Below are 18,690 nucleotides of genomic sequence, written 5' to 3' on the forward strand. Positions count from 1 at the left end.
AATCAGCAGGATGGCAACAAATCCAGCAATTTTGACATGCAGTTTTTTAAACAAATGAAACCCTCCTTTACATGCACCTTCATATTCTTTTTATCGGCCAAAATTTCGCAAAATTAAGATAGCCTGCTAAAATAACGATATAATGAAGGAAATATCAAAAGGAGTGATGGGCGATCTATAAACAGTTTTACGTCGATAACGGCACTTCTTATCAGCAGGTGGACATCCGCAACTACAGCAAAAAAGATATTCCCGATTTGATTGCACTTCAAAGAGAATGCTATCCGCCTCCGTTTCCGGAAGACCTTTTGTGGAATGAAAAGCAGCTCTATTCCCATATTGAACGATTTCCCGATGGTGCGCTTTGCGCGGTTTCCGAAGGCCGAATCATCGGTTCGATGACGACGCTTATGACTGATTTTGATCCGCATCATCCGCACCACAGGTGGGACGAAGTGACGGACAACGGGTATATCGGCACACATCAAAACGATGGAAACTCCCTTTATGTCGTCGATATTTCCGTATCCCCACACTATCGAAAACTCAGCATCGGAAAGCGGCTGATGCAATCCATGTATGAACTGACGGTCTTTAAAGGGCTCAATCGGCTCATTGGCGGCGGGCGGATTCCCCATTATCACAAGTCAGCTAAAGAAATGACGCCCGAACAGTATGTTCAAGCTGTCTTGGACGGGGAAAAGCGCGATCCCGTGCTCTCATTCCTGCTCCAGTGCGGACGATCGCCGGTTTGCGTGATCCCCGGCTACATTGAAGATGAGGAATCGCTTGATTATGCGGTCTTAATGGAGTGGAAAAACCCTTTTTTAACATCTCAAAACAAAAAACAGAGCTTTTCCGGCTAAAGCTCTGTTATGTGAAATATTCGATTTTTGCTTCGGGAAAATAGTTATCAATATACGTTTCAAGGGCGCTGCGAAGCTCTGCTTCTTCATCCTTCTGGTATATATATTTGCCAATCCCGTATCTGCCCCATTTGTAGCGCCGTTTTTCTTCATCCAGTTCGAGCTTTGTCTTTGGATAGTTTTTTTCAATGACTCTTTTTGCCGGCTTCGTGAATCTGTGCTGGATCATTTCAAAGGTAATGTCGCGCCTTGCATGCTGCGGCAGCGCACGATCGAGCTTTTCGAGCAGCACTCTGTAGCCTTCCTGCCAGCCGTCATGAATATAAATCGGAGCGATGATAAAACCAAGCGGATAGCCTGCTTCTGCTACTTTCACGGCGGCTTCGATCCGTTTATCCAAAGGGGATGTGCCGGGTTCAAAACTTTTGATGACATAATCTGCATTTACGCTGAAGCGGAAACGCGTTTTTCCGTTGTGCTTGGCATCAAGCAAATGGTCGACATGATGGAATTTTGTCACGAAACGCAATTTACCGTGGTCGGATTGACCGAAATGCTCAATTGCACGCTTTAATGTGTGTGTCAAATGATCAATCCCGACAATATCAGATGTGCAAGAAGCTTCAAACCGCGTATCCTCGGGAGCGCGTTCTTTCATATACTGGTCCGCCTGATCAAGTATTTCCTCCACATTGACGTACGTTCTGATATACGGCTTGCTGCCCATTGTCGTCTGCAGGTAGCAGTAATGGCAGTGACCCATACACCCTGTTGCAAACGGAATCGCATATTCTGCGGACGGTTTTGACGAATCGAATTTCAATGTTTTTCTGACGCCGATAACCAAAGTGGATTTCGCATTTCTGTATTTTTGCAGGTGGCCTTCCCCCGGGATATTCCTTACCTGGTTGTGTGAAGTCGTTTCCCTGATCTCAAGCCCCATGTTTGAAAATTTATCCCTTAGCTCTTTCCCCAGAGGATATTCCAGCGCTCTCGGTTCAATATAGACGAGCTGGGGAACAAACGGTTTTACCATTGGAAACAGACACATCCTTTACTTATTTACGTTACTTTTTGCATTTAGAGGATGCGATATACCGGTAATATCTTCATATCCCGTCAAATAATTCACGGTAAAGCCGTTCCGCCTCTTCATATGAAGAAAAAACGGCATCATCTTCGGCAAAGGCGTGATATGTATCATACATAAACAATGCCAGTTCACCTTCGTGAAGCGGGTGATCAACGACTTCAGCTTCCTTTATATGCGCGACATTGGCGGCATGCGGGTTCCGGTAAATGACATAGACCTCATCACCCGGCTTGAATGGCTGCCTGGGCATATCAAAATCCCCCTTTCTAACAATTGGTCACATGTATTATTTCCGCCGTAGCCGAGATCATTCAGATCAACAAAAAAACCGGACGGGCATTGGTTATGCCGGTCCGGTTTTTCAAGCGCTTATGCCATATTGAAGGTTTCTTTTACAAATTGTACAACCTCTTCTGTTGTGCTCATGGACAGAATTTGCTCTTTGAACGATTCCGCCTCTTTTTTAGAAAGCTTGCTGATTTGCGTTCTTGCCGGCAGGATTGACGTCGCGCTCATTGAGAACTCGTCCAGCCCAAGACCGAGCAGGATCGGGATCGCGATTTCATCTCCCGCCATTTCGCCGCACATGCCGACCCATTTTCCTTCTTTATGAGCCGCTTCAATGACAAGCGTGATCAGGCGGAGAATCGCAGGATTGTACGGCTGGTAAAGGTAAGATACCCGCTCATTCATCCGGTCAGCAGCCATCGTATATTGAATCAGGTCATTCGTTCCAATGCTGAAGAAATCGACTTCTTTAGCGAATTGATCAGCGATCACCGCTGTTGAAGGGATTTCAACCATCATACCGACTTCAATGTCGTCGGAAACTTGTTGACCTTCAGCTTTCAGCTTTTCTTTTTCTTCTAAAAGAATCGCTTTCGCTTCTTTAAATTCGTTTACAGTCGCGATCATAGGGAACATAATTTTTAAGTTTCCATATGTACTTGCCCGAAGCAGCGCACGAAGCTGCGTTCTGAAAATCTCTTGCTCATCAAGGCAAAGACGGATCGCTCTGTATCCCAAGAAAGGATTCATTTCTTTTGGCAGTTCTAAATATGGAAGCTCTTTGTCTCCGCCGATATCAAGAGTACGAACGACAACAGATTTGCCTTCCATACGCTCAAGAACGGTTTTATAGGCATCAAATTGCTCCTCTTCAGTCGGAAGCTGGTCTCTGCCCATGTAAAGGAATTCAGTCCGGTAAAGGCCGACTGCTTCTCCTCCATTTTCCAGAACGCCTTTTACATCATCAGGTGTACCGATATTAGCGGCAAGTTCCACATGATGGCCGTCATTCGTGACAGTCGGTTCATTGACGAGCTTCGCCCATTCGGCTTTTTGTGCCAGGAAGGCTTGATGCTTTTCTTCGTATTCGCTGATTGTTTCCTGGGAAGGATCAACGATGACATCGCCATTGATGCCGTCAACGATCACTGTTACGCCGTTTTGAATGCCTTTCGTTGCCGTTTTTGTGCCGACAACGGCCGGAATTTCAAGCGAGCGCGCCATGATGGCTGAGTGGGACGTCCGTCCGCCGATATCTGTTGTAAACCCTTTAACAAAGTTGCGGTTTAATTGCGCTGTATCAGACGGTGTCAAGTCTTCGGCCACGATGATGACCTCTTCGGAAATCAGGCTCGGGTTCGGAATTTCAACGCCGAGAAGATGCCCTGTGACACGCTTGGTGACATCGCGGATGTCAGCGGCGCGTTCTTTCATATATTCGTTATCCATCGACTCGAACATTGTGACGAACATGTCGGCCGTTTCTTTTAAAGCGAATTCCGCATTGACGGAGTCCGATTTGATTTTGTCTTTAATCGGGTTTAACAGTTCCGGATCGCTTAATACTAACAAATGTGCAGAAAAGATTTCCGCTTTATCTTCTCCAAGCTCTTTCAATGCATGGTTTTTAATGATTTCAAGCTCTTTTTTAGAACGCTCGATGGCGTCTTCAAAACGATTTACTTCCGCATCAGAATCAGAGATGTTTTTCTTTTCAACCGTTAGATCAGGCTCCTCAAGCCGATATGCTTTTGCGATCGCAATACCGGCGGAAGCGCCTATTCCTTTTAGTTCAAGCATTATTCGCCTAAACCTTCGCTTTTCATTGTTTCTTCAAGTGCGGAAAGAGCATCATTTTCATCAGCGCCGGAAGCAGAAATCGTAATTTCAGCACCTTTGGCAATACCTAGTGACATAACACCCATAATTGATTTAAGGTTGACGGTTTTTCCGTTATATTCCAAATTGATATCTGCATCATATTTGCTTGCTGTTTGTACAAGAACAGTCGCTGGACGAGCGTGGATTCCAGAATCTGCAGTTACTTTAAACGTTTTTTGTGCCATTTTTTATCAATCTCCTTTTAATTTAAAGCTTTTAGTACATTCACAATATTATATCATACAGCCGTACATGTCATCTGACAAGTACGGCCATTTTGTGAATTTATTTTTCAACGCGGACGATGTCGTCCTGTGTCAGGCTGACATTGCCTTCTGCCTGTAGGCTCACGCTTTCTCCTTCTTGAAGGTTCGTGAACACGATCGGCGTCATCAGGGAAGGTACACTGTCCTTCACTTTTTCAATGTCGACTTCCAGCAGTTTCTGGCCGGGCTCAACCCGGTCACCTTCAGAAACAAATGCAGTGAAGCCTTCGCCTTTCAGGCTGACCGTATCGATTCCAAAGTGGATCAGAATTTCTCTGCCGCCGTCAGACTGCAGACCGATCGCATGCTTTGTCGGGAACACGTTCAGCACTTTCCCTCTTACAGGTGATACAACTGTGCCTTCTGCAGGAAGAATCGCGAATCCGTCGCCCATCATTTTTCCGGAGAATACTTGATCCGGAACATCTGTAATCGGATGAAGCTCACCAGCAAGCGGTGAAACGAATACTTCTTCACCTGATTCGTTTTGAAGAGGCTCGACCATAGCTTCTTCGATTTGCTGCTCTACTTCCTCGGCAGCGTTTGGAGCTTTTTCAGGACGTGGCGTGCGGCCTGACATAATGTCTTGCATTTGCGATTTTAAATTGTCGGATCTTGGTCCGAAAATTGCTTGGATGTTATTGCCGACTTCCAGCACACCGGATGCGCCGAGTTTTTTCAAGCGCTCTTTGTCAACTTTCTTCTGATCGTTGACTGTGACACGAAGTCTTGTGATACAAGCGTCAAGGTGCTTGATGTTTTCTTGGTCACCCATCGCCTCAAGAATTTGATAAGGAAGATCTCCTGCTGCTTCTTTGCCTTCATCAGCGGATTCTGCGGCAGCATCTTCGCGTCCAGGCGTTTTCAAGTTGAACTTGCGGATGGCAAACCTGAATCCGAAGTAGTAGATGACAGCCAGGACTAAACCGACAGGAATGACAAGCCACCAAGCTGTACGGTTCGGCAGAATTCCGAACAGGAAGTAGTCGATCAAACCGCCGGAGAATGTCATCCCGATCTTAACATTTAAAATGTCCATCATCATGAATGACAGGCCGGCAAACACGCAGTGAATCGCAAACAGAATCGGAGCGACGAACAAGAATGAGAATTCAATCGGCTCAGTGATCCCTGTTAAGAATGATGTCAATGCTGCTGAACCCATAATACCGGCAACAAGCTTTTTGTTCTGCGGTTTTGCTTCATGATAAATAGCGAGCGCTGCCGCAGGAAGACCGAACATCATGAACGGATACTTACCGGTCATAAATGTACCCGCTGTCAATTCGACGCCGTCTTTGATTTGCGCCATGAAAATTCTTTGGTCACCGCGGACAATTTCTCCCGCCTGGTTTGTATAGCTGAAGAACTCATACCAGAACGGCGAGTAGAAAATATGGTGCAGACCGAACGGAATCAGAGCCCGCTCAATCATTCCGAAGATGAGAGCTGCGACCGCTTCATTGGCTGCAAGCAAGTTTGTCGAAAAGCTGTTCAGCGCGCCTTGGATCGGCGGCCAGATAAACAGCATGACAAGTCCCAGCAGCAATGCACAAATCGATGTAATGATCGGAACAAAGCGCTTTCCGGCAAAGAATCCTAAATACTGTGGAAGCTCGATTGTGTAGAATCGGTTGTACATGGCAGCGGCCAGGACACCGACAATAATACCCCCGAATACCCCGGTTGCCAATGTCGGTATGCCGAGCATTGTCGTGTATTGCGGATGGTTTTGAGTAAAGAACTGTGCTCTTTCAACTGCGTCGCTTGGAATCGAACCGTTTTGAAGAAGCACTGCACTCATCGTGACATTCATAACAAGATATCCGATAATAGCGGCGATTCCGGCAACACCGTCGCCGTTAGCCAAACCGATGGCAACTCCGACTGCGAAAAGGAGCGCCAAGTTGGTGAACACGACGTCACCTGAACTTTCCATCACTTTCGCAACAAGCTGAACGGTGCTGTTCGTTAAGAATGGAGCGACTTTTGTCATCTGCGGATTTTGCATGGCATTACCAAGCGCGAGCAGTATCCCTGCAGCCGGCAGGATGGCAACAGGAAGCATCAGCGCCCGTCCAATTTTTTGCAGAACGCCAAATAGCGATTTAAACATGTTTTAACCCCCTCTAAGGATAGTTTGACCTTACAGCAAAAATTCATGACAACTTCGTTCAAAAGACTGCTTTTTCATCCAAATAAACCGTTTACATTTCGCCTTTAGAACGACAAAAAAGGCATGGTGAAAACGGGTACACTGAGAAACATAAGACAGCGTCTTCATTTCTTCCCTTTTTTCACTCATGCCTGATCGAATCAGTAACACGTTATAAAGGCGTTATGAAATTTTATTAGTTAAACGGTACAAATGCAATGTCAAATAAACGGCTTCTGCCTCATGAACAGGTTTCTTGAGCGCTTGCTGCAAGATCTTGATCATCTTCCAAGCAGTATTGTAACACAGCGGATATTCCGTTTTCAACAACAACATTAATTTTTCCGGTTCCTGAATCGGCTCGTCCCGTTTAATCCTGTCAATCGTAAAGCGCAAGTGCCTGATCAGCCGCAAATAGTTCACGCTTTCCCTGTTGACCTGCATCTGGAACGAATCCTCGATGACCTGGACAAGCCTGGAGATCAGTTGTGAATGCTGATTGACTTCAGAAAGCGGGCGGTTCGTCATCGCACTGTGGATATGAAGTGCGATAAACCCGATTTCGCCTTCAGGCAGCTGAATGTCTGATTTTTCATTTATCATATCGACGGCTTCTTTGGCGACTTCGTATTCCTTCGGATAAAGCGATTCCGTCTCAAGCAAAAACGGATTCTTCATATCAAATCCCTTTTCTAAGCGCTTAACCGCAAATGCGATATGGTCCGTCAGCGCGACATGAATGTGTTCGTTCAGCGGCTGGCCGATTTTTTGCGCGATATGGTAGATAACATCATTGGCGATATCAACCATTTTTTCATCGATATAAGTGAGGAGCTTCTTATACTGCGATTGTTCCTTATCATTTTCCAGGATAAACATTTTTTCATAGTTCTCATGTTCGATAAGATCTCCGCGCTTTTTGCCAAAACCGATTCCTTTGCCAATCAAGACAACTTCTCTGTAATCATCATGGAGAGCGATTAAAACGTTGTTGTTGAGTACCTTTTCAACGGTAAAGGATCTGTTCACGATCCTCAGCTCCTTTTTGTCATCAATCTCTCATATCGTACAAAACTCATGAAAGCGCGTCAATTTATTTTGACCTTTTTGATGAAAAATGTCGAATTTTGATCACTGTCTGGAAAATGATTGATGCTTTGATTACACAGTCGCCCTTTTGATCAGCTTGTAAGGAACGGTCTGTTTTTCCGGGCCGGCACCGCCGATTCTTTTTCGCAAAAGACGAAATGCATGCTTCCCCATTTCCTTTATATTCATTTTGATCGTTGAAATGCCCAGCACTTCACTGATTGGCTGGTTGTCACAGCTTAAAATGGCGAGGCTTCCGGGAATATCCACCTGATGACGCTGCGCTTCAAGAAACATACCGGCTGATACTTGGTCGTTGGCGATAAATACAGCTGTCGGCTTCTCCTTCATCTCTCGCCATTCAGAGAACAGCTTTTGTCCGTCGGTAATCGTCAGCGACCGCTCGAATACCCATTCTTCCCGGTAAGGCTCCCCGATCGCGGCCAAAGCTTCCTTGTATGCCTCGAGGCGAAAGTGGCTGTTCATGCCATTTTTCCTTGCCAAACCAATGGCGATTTTTGTGTGCCCCTTTTCAATCAAAAAATCCAGTCCTAATCGGAAAGCATCTTTATGCGGAATGCTGACCGTTGAAAAATGCTGTTCGCTTGAGCCCTGGCACAGGATGAACGGACCGGTCTCATGCCAGTCCAACAGCGCTTCATCAGACATCGCTTTTGAACAGAAAATCAGGCCGTCCACCTGTCTTTGTTTCAGCTGCTCCAATGCAAAAACTTCTTTTTCCAATTGATAATTTGTTTGATAAAGCGAAAAGTGAACGCCTTCCTTCGCGGCTTCTTCAGCGATTCCTTCCAGCAGCTCGCCGAAATAAGGGAGGCCAATGGTCGGCAGCACAACACCTATCATATTGGAAAAGCCTTTGGATAAATGAACGGCATGCATATTCCTTGCGTATTCGAGCCGTTCAATCGTCTCAAGAACTTTTTGGCGTTTTTCTTCTTTGACATACGGGTGGCCGTTGAGAACCCTTGAAACAGTCGTGATGGAAACCCCTGCGGCTTCAGCTATTTCCCTGATATTCGCCATTCGTTTCCCTTCTTTCTTTCAAATCTTTTCATACATGCCGGATCATTTCGCGTCATAAAGAAATTATATCGCTTGGAGCCGTGGATTTTGATCCTTTTCGGGAATTTTTTCGAGGTTCTATAAATATGAAGAAAACAGCAAAGAAGATGTACGGAGAAAAATCGGCTGATATGAAAATATTTCACAATCAGCCGATACACGAAATATTTTTATCTAAACCATGCTTTTCCAAGGTTATTCGTGAAATTGTGATCATTGAAAGGAACGTTTGCGCTTCCGAAATCCGTAGTGTTCAATGCGTTTCTTGCGGCAGGCGTCAAATCTTCCCATCCGATGAGAGGCTGGGTTCCGCCCTTTGCGCTGTCCACATATAAACTGTGGTTAATCGGTGGTTGCGGAGCATCATAGCGGATTTTCGGATGATCACCTTCCATAATCTTGTTGTTTGGAGCTGTTTTTTGAAATTTACCGTGCTGAGAATAAGCGATGGAAAACACTTTTGGATTTTGATTTGCCGGGTTATCGATCCATACGACGATTCCTTCCCAATCATGTCGATGGCCGAATGCTTTAAAAGGCAGAGGTGAATCTTTAGGAAAATACCATGCGTACATAATCGCCCATACTCCATTGTACCATGCAGAGCGGGAGTACACTTGCCCCACGCTTTTGCTGCAGTGGCCTTCGGGCGCTCCGGTAGGCTCCAGGCCTCCGCTTGTATTGCCTTGTGCGTCAACTGCGGGAAAAGGCACGCAGCCGCTTGCGACCTTTAAATAAGGCTGAAAACGTTTGGCCGCTTTTTGAGAAATCGTCACAGGGGTTACTTCACTGAAGCCTTGCACTTTGTCATGATCAATCACTTTCGCGTCAGCTGCCGGTACGATACTGACAAAAGCAAATATCGACAAAAACAGTACATATCCTAATGTTTTCACTCTTCGCTATCTTCCTTTCATTGGTAATGGACATCAAATCATTAAAAAAGTTTTTAATGCTTATTTGTTGTGGGGGTGAATCCGCAATCGTTGCGGGACTGAAATATCTCGATGAGAGATGAAAAGATATTGTCTGCGGCAGATTTAATTCATCAGCGTTTTTCCCATTTAATCCCCCCCTTCTTCTGAGCTTAGTATACAAATTTTTCACATGAGAATAATGATGCAATCCGATTATCTTTTGATCAATCTAAATCACCATAATAAAAACAAAAAGACGCAGTAGATTCTTTCATCAAACGATCATCACAGGACTTTTTCAGCGTCAATCATATGAAGCGGCCCGGCAAAATTCCTGAAATCCCTGACATCAGGGTTTTCTTTATTGATTTAGGGCTTGCTATGGAAAGCGTTTCATAATTTAGAATAAAGGCAGCACCGGTGCTGAACACGTTTTCATTCCAGAAAGGGGAAGAAAAATGGGTATCTTCATTCTGATTCTATTATGTATCGTTATCGTACTGTCTTCAAAAGCAGCGATGAAACCGCTTAAAGAAAAACACGAGATCAAACCATTCCGTTCCTTTGACGATTTTTTCATTTCAAAGGATTGACACGGGTAATAAGACAAACGATTCACGTCAGCATAAAAAAGAACCCGCACGCGGGCGCGGGTTCCGTTTTTTATGAAATGACAGTCAGCTCTTTTGGATACTTTGTCAGCGCTTCTGCTCCATCGGCAGTGACAAGTACATCATCCTCGATGCGCACCCCTCCGATTTCCGGCACATAGATGCCGGGTTCAATCGTGTATACCATACCTTGTTTTAAAAGCTCGTCATTGTTATGGCTCATGGACGGGTATTCATGAGGCGAAATCCCGAGCCCGTGCCCGAGACGGTGAGGAAAGTAATCGCCATAGCCCGCTTTTTCGATGATGCCGCGCGCTTTTAAATCAAGGTCGCCGATTCTGACACCGGGTTTGCTCATCTTAAGCGCCTCCGTTTCGGCCTGAAGCACCGTATCATATATTTCTTTTTGTTTTTCACTCACATTTTGATACACGAGCGTTCTTGTAATATCAGAGCAGTATCCGTCAATGATCACGCCTAAATCAAAGAGGACGAAATCGCCCGGCTTAAGCGTGCGGCTGCCCGGGTTTCCGTGCGGCTGTCCTGACTTTTCTCCGAAAAGGACCATTGTGGAAAATGACATCCCCTGAACTCCTTTTTTCTTCAGCTCATACTCGATTTTCGCGACGACATCGATTTCCGCTATCCCTTCTTTTAATGCGGCGGCTCCTGCTTCGACCCCGTAGTCGGCAAGCTTGGCCGCTTCACGGAGGATGCTGATTTCTTTTTCGTCTTTGATGACGCGGATTTGGTTCAGCCTTTCTTCTGCAGAGACAAGCTCCGCACCGTTTGTGACCGCCTGCAGCATTTCGGCGCGCGACAGAGCAAGCGTTTCTTTTTCAACCGCCACTTTTGAACATTGGCCGTTTCGCTTTTGAAGCGCTGAGGATATGAGTTCCCAAGGGTTTTGATGATCCCCGTATCCGATGATCTCATACGCCCAGCCGGCTGCTCTCGCCTGACCGGCCTCCATTTGCGGACAAACAAAAAACGGCTCTTCATCTTGAAAAATAAAAACGCCCATCAGCCGTTCGTGCGGTTCTGTATAAAAGCCTGTAAGATAAAACACGTTTTCTTTTGAATGAATAAAAGCCGAAGATATGTTTTTTTCTTTCAGCCAGGAAGAGATTTGTTCAATTCTTTCCATGCTCTTTTCACTCCTTGAGACAGTTTCCGTACCATACATTTAACATGTAAAAGCATCACATCCATTGTATCAGTTTTTCCCGTCTCTTGCTCACCGCTTATGTATGTGTTGCCTCTTTCTCAAAAAGCGTTCTGATGTGAAAAACGGCTGCCGTTAATGTGCAGCCGTTTTTTTGTTTAGGATTTCAGCAGCCTGAGGCCGTTTAAAATAACAAGCAGCGTGCTGCCTTCATGGCCGATGACACCGAGCGGCAGATCAAGAATTTGAAGAAAGTTGCTGCAGATTAAAAGACAGATCACACCAAGAGAGAACATCACGTTTTGTTTAATGATCGTATTCATTTTCCGGGAGAGCCGAATCATTTTGGTCAGTCCTGTCAATTCGTTTTTCATTAAAACGACATCGGCTGTTTCCAGTGCGACATCTGTGCCTCCCCCCATTGCGATCCCCACATCAGCGGCGGCAAGGGCCGGTGCATCATTGATTCCGTCTCCCACCATCACGATTGTTCCGTATGTTTTTTTCAGCTTTTGCGCTTCCTCTACTTTTCTGTCAGGAAGACATTCTGAAACGACGATTTTCAAGCCCGCTTCTCGTGCGATGGCCGCTGCGGTTTCAGGCTGATCCCCGGTCAGCATCGCCGTCTGAACACCAAGCGCGTTCAGCTCTTCGATCACCGCTTTTGCTTCCGGTCTGATTTGGTCTTTTAATGCAAAACACCCTGCGATTTTTTCGCCTTTTTTCACGAACACAATTGTTTTTCCCTGCTTGGCAAACTTCTGAACAGCAGCCGTGAGAAATTGCCCGGCTGCCTCTTCCCCGACAAATCCGGCTTTGCCGATCAGCCATGTCTCTCCATTGTACCGAGCCTGAACGCCAAACCCCGACGTCTCCTCGATCGACACATTTGCGGCAGGTTTGATGCCTTTTGCTTCTGCATACTCGACAATCGCTTTGGCAAGCGGATGGCCTGACTGCTTCTCAATCGCAGCTGCAGCATCCAAGCATTCGCGCTCCTCGATATCAGCAGCTAAAAGCATATCCTCTACGCCGGGCTTTCCGTTCGTAATCGTTCCCGTTTTATCCAATGCAACAATTTTGCTGTTTCCGAGCTTTTCAAGGAAGACGCTGCCTTTGACAAGCAGGCCGTTTCTTGCGCCATTAGAGATCAAGGACAGCGCGGCAGGCATGATCGAAGCGACAAGGGCACACGGCGAAGCGACGACCATAAACACCATCGCTCTGTAAAATGTCTCGCTCCAGCTCCAGCCAAGCAGAAAATGCGGCAGAAAGAGCAGCAGTCCGACAGCAAGCAATACCCCTTTAACGTAAATATTTTCAAATCGCTCAATGAACGCCTGTGACGGCGAAACGCTGTTTTGCGCAGACTCAACGAGCCGAATGATCTTTTTGAACAACGAATCTTCATTTGTCTTTGTGACACGGACGGTTAGCGATCCGCTCAAATTGACTGTCCCCGCAAAAACCGCGTCTCCGAGGTTTTTTTCCGCGGGGATTGATTCGCCCGTTAGTGCCGATTCGTCGATACTCGTTTTTCCCGATTCGATCTCCCCGTCTGCCGCAATGCGTTCCCCGGGTTTAACAAGAATGAGGTCGCCCGCTTGAAGATCGGCTGCCGCCACGGTTCTTGTTCCTTCTTCTTCAAGTAAAACGGCTTCCTCCGGCTCCAATTTCATCAGCGATGTCAAATCGCGTTTGCTTTTATTTAATGTATACGTTTCAAGCGCTCCGCTGAGAGAAAAGATAAAAATCAACACGGCCCCTTCAGCCCAGTAGCCTATCAGCGCAGACCCGACCGCCGCAAAAATCATCAGGAGTTCAACATTCAGCGTTTTTTCCGCCAGCGTTTCTTGTATACCTTCTTTCGCTTTGGCAAAGCCGCCGATACAAAAAGCTAAAATAAACAGAACAACGGACAATGTGTCATTGCCGGACAACAGCCAGCCTAAAAGAATCAACAAACCCGACAAAAGCGCAGCAATCAATTCTCCGTGCTGCCTCCAATTTTCAAAGTGAAACGTGTGACGGTTCTGCTGCGATTGTTTCCCGATCTCTAATTGCATCTCCAATATCCTCCCTAATTGAGAATGTAATTCATCGTCAATTTCCTTCTTAAAAAACAAATTGCCGCCTCATCGGCAGCATAAACATGAAGTATTTTATTTATATAAAGGGTATGACTGCTTCTTGTCCATTGAACACACCCTTTTCTATTTCTCATTATAGCACGGCTTTCTACGTTTTCAAATAATAATTATTATAATTTCTTCATGATATTAATTATCATTTACATTCCAAAAAAAAGCTGAACTCCCGGCTCAGCTTTTCCCTGCCCATTCTTTCATTTGTTCCACAGTAATGGGTCCGACAACCGATTTCTCCAGCTCTCCTTTTTCGTTAAAGAAAAAAGTCGTTGGAATCGTCATGACATTGTAGGCTTTCATCATTTCGCCCTTTTTGTCAAAAACGATCGGAAATGTCAGCTTGTTTGCTTTAATAAACTGTTTCACCTTCTGTTCGTTTTTTTCGGCATTCAGCAAATTCACGGTCACGAGCTTTACGCCGGATTGCTTGCTTTCATAGTAGGATTGGAATCGCGGAAGCTCTTCACGGCACGGCGGACACCAGGTCGTCCAAAAATGAACGATCGTCTTTTGGCCTTCGGCGGGAATGACGACGCTCTGACCTTCCACCGTGTTCATCTGCATAACTGCCGGAGAAGCATGTTTTGCAGAGGCCTGCGGCTGAAATACGAAGGCTCCGAAAAAAAGCACCAGGATGAGCGGGTAAATAAGACTGATTCTTCGCATATGAACTCCCCTTCTTTTTAGTATTAGCTTCCCCGCAAAAACCAAAACTATGAAGAGGGTCAATCAGCGGCTTTCGATTCTCGGAGATCGGGATTTGTTTGTCAACAAAAGCGTGACGCCCAGCTCTTTGCAAATCGTTACATAATGCAGCGCCGTCAGCAAAATCATCCCGGTATTCATCGCAAGGATGATCCCCGTCATCTGCAATGTCTGCATAGATCCGAGAACATACATCATCAAAAACGACAAGACACTGGCCCATACGTTATGATAAAAGGCATCTTTGGCCAACCCCATTCCGATTAAACAGGCCTGAAACGGCATCGCAAAAAAGTGGAATAAAAAGTACGGCCACAGCATTTTTAGGTAAAACGACGCCTTGACCGAATCGAAAAATAAGTGGGTCAGCGGCTCTGCAAAGTGATACATCACCATAACGGACGGTATGCCGTAAAACAGCGTGATGAAGATCGCCTGTTTAATCCGTTTGATCACTCTTTCGTATTGTCCGTAAGCGTAGCTTTCGGAAATGCTCGGGATCATGACGACCATCAGTGAATGGGCGATAAAAGCCGGAAAAAAGCCGATTGTCATCGCCACCCCCGAAAGCATGCCGAACTGGTCGATGGCCGATGTTCTCGATACGCCAGCGGCAAGCAGCGTCCCCTTCACCAAAAAAGGTTCAACGGCGTTTGTCACAGCGTGAAAAACGCGCAGCCCCGTCGTCGGGATCGAAACAGTGAGCAGGCGTTTTAAAACATCGTTTCTCCGCAAGTGGATCTGCTGCCCTTTTTGAGCGGCGCGCCTGACCAAAACAAACTGCGAAAACAAATAAACAAACACGACCACTTCACTTGCAACGAGGACAAACAATGAGATCAGAAGAGAAGTATCCAATTCAAAGGAATACCATTGAAAAAATAAAAACAAGCCGATGAGCTGAAAGATTTTTTTCAGGGCATTCGCCGTTGCGATTTTACCCATTTGCTGAACGCCCATGAAATAGCCTCTCGCGATCGACGTAAATGCAACCGTAGGGATCATCCCGATCACAAGCCCTCTGATCAGAGGATGGTAAGAATCAAAAACCGGAATAAATGGAAGAATGATCACTGCAGCTGCCGTGGAAAAAACCGTGCAGACCGCAGTCATCCGCAATGCATGTTTCAGCATGCTTTCGTGCAGCTTCGGGCTGGACTCGGCGATAAACTTCGATATCGATACAGGCAGCTCAAGGCTCGCAATCACCACAACTAAAAAAATGGAAGGCAAAACACTCATGTAGAGCCCCATGCCATGCTCGCCAAGCTCCCGCGCAAGAATCATGTTGATGACGAATTCAAGACATTCTGCAAAAAAAGCAGCTAGCGAAAGAAGAACGATTCCTTTTACAAAACGGTTCATGAGGTCTCTCCTTGTCTCACGGGTTTATCCCATCATATGAGACAAGTCTAAAAATTATTTTCTTTTTCATTGAAAATTGATTTTCATAAAGGATCAAAAACAATTTTTTCTTAGGCTGTGAAAAGTGAGAAAGAATCGCATATAAAAAGCAGTCAAGGCGGATGGCCCTGACTGCTTTTTTAGATCGCAAAGACATGATTGCCGATGCGCTTCACGACTTTTCTCGTTTTAATCCAGTCATCAGAAGCGATGTCGGGATTATAGAAAAATAAAGCGTCTGTTTCTTTTTTATTTTGATCTACCGCTTCTTCCACAGCTTCAACTGATTCGCGGTCTGCTTTTTTCTCGATGCTGCCGTTTAGAACGGGCTCAAAAGCGTTTCTTTGATAGATCACGCTTTTTACGCTGTCAGGAAATCGGCCGTCTTCCACCCGATTCAGGACGACATTGGCAACAGCCACTTTTCCTTCAAATGACTCGCCTTTTGCTTCGGCATGTACAAGCCTTGATAAAAGATCTTTTTCTTTTTGTGTAAGATCTGTCGTCTCTTCTTTTTCCTCCTCCTCTTCAGCTGGCAGATGCGCGGCTTCAACGAAGCTTTTTTCATCTGTCAATTGAGAAAAAGCAGGATTTTCTTCCTGTTTAAGGCTTTCCATCAGCCGTTCCATTTCCTGTTTATCTTTTTTCGAGAACAACATGACAGCTTGAGCATGTTCGATTCTTGCTGCCGGCAGCATGCAGATTAAAAACGCAGCTAGCGCAGCAAATTTCGATTTCATTTCCTTCCTCCTTGTCAAATCTTCATCGAAAAAACATATGTTTTACACTAACAAGACGAATCGCTGATTTCATTGCCAAAATGTTGGCATGCCTTCCATCAAACCGTCCGGTTGTCACATTATTGCAGACGGCCGGACGATTTCATGCAGAAAACACCAAAATCTCCAGAAACATATGGCTTCACACAAATAAAAAAAGCTTTCTCAGCCGGTCTGAGAAAGCCTTTTTCAGCTTCTTGCCTCTTTCATATATTGAAATATAATATCTCCGCCATGCTGGGCAATGCCGCGAAAATGCTTAAAATCTTCCTGCTTTGTTAAGATGGCTCTGAAAGAAAGAAAATCTTCTTTTTTCACATGGAGTTCATGAATGCTCCCTGACCTTAATTGCTCGATCTGATCGATGGCATTTTGCTCTGTCACCTGTTCTCTCCCCTTTTCTCTCATCATCTTTAACTAATTAACTATAACATTAAGTCACACCAGGTACAACAATAGTGATGCCGCTTCCCAAATCGCTTTACTTCTCCAAGAAAATATTGCAAAATACTTTCAATAGGTTAATTTACTTTAAAGGAGAGGAAGTCACTTGAAAATTGCAAAAGTCGGGAACGTCATCGAATTTAAAAACGGACTCACCGGAATCGTAGAGAAAGTAAACGAAAACTCTGTGATCGTCGATGTCACGATTATGGAAAACTACAGAGACTTGGAACTGGACTCCTTAACCGTCGTCAATCATAAAAACTATAAAATTATTAAAGATTCCCTGCATTAATCAGCCGCCCTTTACAGCAAATATTCACGATTTCCACGCAGCTTTATTTCCACAAGTTTTTCTACAAAAGGAAAAACCGCCTGCCACCCGGCTTCGGCGGTTTTTTTCCACTTTTCCCTACACGTCCCGAAAAAGTTTGCGCAAATCGCCGTAATCGACTTTACTTTTAACTAGACAGCTGAAAAACCCGGCGACCGCGAGGAATGAAATGCTGACCGCTTTCCGGCTCATATCAATACATGATCAGCTTAGGAAGACATTATCGTCCAAGCGTGCTTTTTCTTCGATTATATCCTAAGTTTTTATCGATCCTATTGTCATTCAAGTAAATGCTGTATGTCCCTGGAGCCAGATCTTCCATGTCTTCGATATCCTGCACCACTTGATTATAAATGCGTTCGCTTGGCCTTGTATGTGCTTTTTTCATATATAACTGTATATTGATATCACATGATTTTGGGGTGATTTCTTCATCTTCTAATTTTTCCTGCCAGTCTTGTTTGCTTCTTTTCGGGTTCTCTAAATATGCTGAATAAAGGTCATCCTTCCAATCAGCAGTTAAAGAAACAGCATAATATGGCGTCTGATATCCCTTACCGCTTGTATTATCAACAGCTGCCTGCGTTTTGCCTACAATCGGTTCTTCTTCTGTCAGCTTCTCTAAATAGTAATCTAGCGCGGCAAATTCGTCTTCAAAAGCCAATGCGTATATTGCGCTCGTAATCGAGTCTTTCACATCGAACTCCGATGAGCTGATCGCGTCAGTCTGCACCTCTTTCTTGTCCAAATCAATTTTAATTTTTGCGCTTGTGTAGAAATGCAATTCTCCGACCGATTCAGCATACACCGTAACAAATCCATGCCCTCCGACAATGTTATGGACTTTTACCTTCGTTCTATATTGATCCAAGAAATACTCTCTTACAGTTTTTTCAACCTCATCTCGATGCGCTTCTGCGACCTCAGCAGTTTCTTTCTGATAACCCCTGCTCTGAATATGAAAGTCTTGTCCTTTGTAATCTTGGACGCTAATTTCAGAATCCTCTCTGTTCTGACATCCGCCTATAAATAAAAGTAAACCCATTCCAAGCGCTGCTGCTTTTTTATATTTCAAAAATGTATCCTCCAGTTCATACTGCAATGACCTTATACGTTTTTATTGAATCACGTTCCATGTTTGCTAATTATTAGGCACGCTTCATTATAAATCATTTGAAGTGTATTTTTGGTATTACGTATAAAAAATAAGACAATAGAACTAATAAAATTTGTGTCATTCTCGCTTTTTGAGTTCTTTAGTTCTAGGTAAAAGTTCTTTCCAAAAAGAATAGACATGCAATGATGCACGCCTAATCAACATGAATATCTTTTTATTATTGTGAACTTGTGCGTTTTTGAAAGTGGTTTCCCGATAACCAACTATGCATATTAAAGCTTTAATCCCTATAACCTTAAAATGAATTCACCTTTCGTTTATTACACTTGACACCAAACTCCGTAAA

General features: G+C 44.8%; 18 protein-coding genes. 3 read left to right on the plus strand and 15 right to left on the minus strand.

Features of this window, described 5'->3' with window-relative positions; genetic code table 11:
- The first annotated feature begins 173 nt into the window (after positions 1-173).
- Entirely contained in the window at positions 174-866 is a 693-nt protein-coding gene (locus QMZ64_RS07255; protein ID WP_265627823.1) for a GNAT family N-acetyltransferase, read from the plus strand.
- Positions 867-873: 7 nt separating this feature from the next.
- Here the strand turns inward: QMZ64_RS07255 and splB are convergent, their stop codons facing one another.
- From splB to QMZ64_RS07295, 8 genes are all read right to left on the minus strand, one after another.
- Positions 874-1,902, minus strand: coding sequence for a spore photoproduct lyase (splB, locus tag QMZ64_RS07260; protein WP_023857297.1), 1,029 nt, complete (start codon positions 1,900-1,902; stop codon positions 874-876).
- Between the two features lie 73 nt (positions 1,903-1,975).
- Positions 1,976-2,209, minus strand: coding sequence for a transcriptional regulator SplA domain-containing protein (locus QMZ64_RS07265; protein ID WP_025808421.1), 234 nt, complete (start codon positions 2,207-2,209; stop codon positions 1,976-1,978).
- A 119-nt stretch (positions 2,210-2,328) separates the two neighbouring features.
- Positions 2,329-4,047 (minus strand): phosphoenolpyruvate--protein phosphotransferase, encoded by a 1,719-nt coding sequence (gene ptsP / locus QMZ64_RS07270; protein ID WP_243940034.1) that lies wholly within the window; start codon positions 4,045-4,047, stop codon positions 2,329-2,331.
- A complete protein-coding gene (locus QMZ64_RS07275; protein WP_003181247.1) occupies positions 4,047-4,313 on the minus strand; it encodes a phosphocarrier protein HPr in 267 nt (88 codons plus the stop codon). Before QMZ64_RS07275 ends, ptsP begins: the two co-directional genes overlap by 1 nt.
- A gap of 100 nt (positions 4,314-4,413) precedes the next feature.
- A complete protein-coding gene (gene ptsG / locus QMZ64_RS07280; RefSeq protein WP_265627177.1) occupies positions 4,414-6,510 on the minus strand; it encodes a glucose-specific PTS transporter subunit IIBC in 2,097 nt (698 codons plus the stop codon).
- A 222-nt stretch (positions 6,511-6,732) separates the two neighbouring features.
- Positions 6,733-7,578 carry a glucose PTS transporter transcription antiterminator GlcT gene (gene glcT / locus QMZ64_RS07285; protein ID WP_265627178.1) on the minus strand — a complete coding sequence of 282 codons (846 nt, stop codon included), beginning with the start codon at positions 7,576-7,578 and terminating at the stop codon, positions 6,733-6,735.
- Positions 7,579-7,710: 132 nt separating this feature from the next.
- Entirely contained in the window at positions 7,711-8,682 is a 972-nt protein-coding gene (locus tag QMZ64_RS07290) for a LacI family DNA-binding transcriptional regulator (RefSeq protein ID WP_265627179.1), read from the minus strand.
- A gap of 209 nt (positions 8,683-8,891) precedes the next feature.
- On the minus strand, positions 8,892-9,617 hold the full coding sequence (locus tag QMZ64_RS07295) for an NPP1 family protein (protein WP_243940030.1): 726 nt from the start codon (positions 9,615-9,617) through the stop codon (positions 8,892-8,894).
- Positions 9,618-10,096: 479 nt separating this feature from the next.
- Here QMZ64_RS07295 and QMZ64_RS07300 point away from each other — a divergent pair, with 479 nt between their 5' ends.
- Positions 10,097-10,231 carry a hypothetical protein gene (locus QMZ64_RS07300; RefSeq protein WP_003181237.1) on the plus strand — a complete coding sequence of 45 codons (135 nt, stop codon included), beginning with the start codon at positions 10,097-10,099 and terminating at the stop codon, positions 10,229-10,231.
- A 70-nt stretch (positions 10,232-10,301) separates the two neighbouring features.
- Here the strand turns inward: QMZ64_RS07300 and QMZ64_RS07305 are convergent, their stop codons facing one another.
- The 6 genes from QMZ64_RS07305 to QMZ64_RS07330 all read right to left on the minus strand — a co-directional run bounded on the left by QMZ64_RS07305 (position 10,302) and on the right by QMZ64_RS07330 (position 16,857).
- Positions 10,302-11,396, minus strand: coding sequence for a M24 family metallopeptidase (locus QMZ64_RS07305; RefSeq protein ID WP_105978966.1), 1,095 nt, complete (start codon positions 11,394-11,396; stop codon positions 10,302-10,304).
- 176 nt (positions 11,397-11,572) lie between these two features.
- A complete protein-coding gene (locus tag QMZ64_RS07310) occupies positions 11,573-13,480 on the minus strand; it encodes a heavy metal translocating P-type ATPase (RefSeq protein ID WP_301441215.1) in 1,908 nt (635 codons plus the stop codon).
- Positions 13,481-13,735: 255 nt separating this feature from the next.
- Positions 13,736-14,227, minus strand: coding sequence for an endospore biogenesis thiol-disulfide oxidoreductase StoA (gene stoA / locus QMZ64_RS07315; RefSeq protein ID WP_265627181.1), 492 nt, complete (start codon positions 14,225-14,227; stop codon positions 13,736-13,738).
- Positions 14,228-14,290: 63 nt separating this feature from the next.
- Positions 14,291-15,631, minus strand: coding sequence for a polysaccharide biosynthesis protein (locus tag QMZ64_RS07320; protein WP_075753111.1), 1,341 nt, complete (start codon positions 15,629-15,631; stop codon positions 14,291-14,293).
- A gap of 179 nt (positions 15,632-15,810) precedes the next feature.
- A complete protein-coding gene (locus QMZ64_RS07325) occupies positions 15,811-16,410 on the minus strand; it encodes a cell wall hydrolase (RefSeq protein WP_265627182.1) in 600 nt (199 codons plus the stop codon).
- A gap of 228 nt (positions 16,411-16,638) precedes the next feature.
- Positions 16,639-16,857 carry a hypothetical protein gene (locus QMZ64_RS07330; RefSeq protein ID WP_371268714.1) on the minus strand — a complete coding sequence of 73 codons (219 nt, stop codon included), beginning with the start codon at positions 16,855-16,857 and terminating at the stop codon, positions 16,639-16,641.
- Positions 16,858-16,999: 142 nt separating this feature from the next.
- Here QMZ64_RS07330 and QMZ64_RS07335 point away from each other — a divergent pair, with 142 nt between their 5' ends.
- The gene (locus QMZ64_RS07335) at positions 17,000-17,188 is read left to right on the plus strand and encodes a YkvS family protein (RefSeq protein ID WP_003181225.1); all 189 of its coding nucleotides are present in this window, start codon (positions 17,000-17,002) and stop codon (positions 17,186-17,188) included.
- A gap of 259 nt (positions 17,189-17,447) precedes the next feature.
- On the opposite strand, the gene QMZ64_RS07340 is transcribed toward QMZ64_RS07335, so the two are convergent.
- Positions 17,448-18,302, minus strand: coding sequence for a DUF1672 family protein (locus QMZ64_RS07340; protein ID WP_301441216.1), 855 nt, complete (start codon positions 18,300-18,302; stop codon positions 17,448-17,450).
- Positions 18,303-18,690: the final 388 nt, after the last annotated feature.

Source organism: Bacillus sp. LB7, from assembly GCF_030449715.1.
GTDB lineage: Bacteria > Bacillota > Bacilli > Bacillales > Bacillaceae > Bacillus > Bacillus paralicheniformis.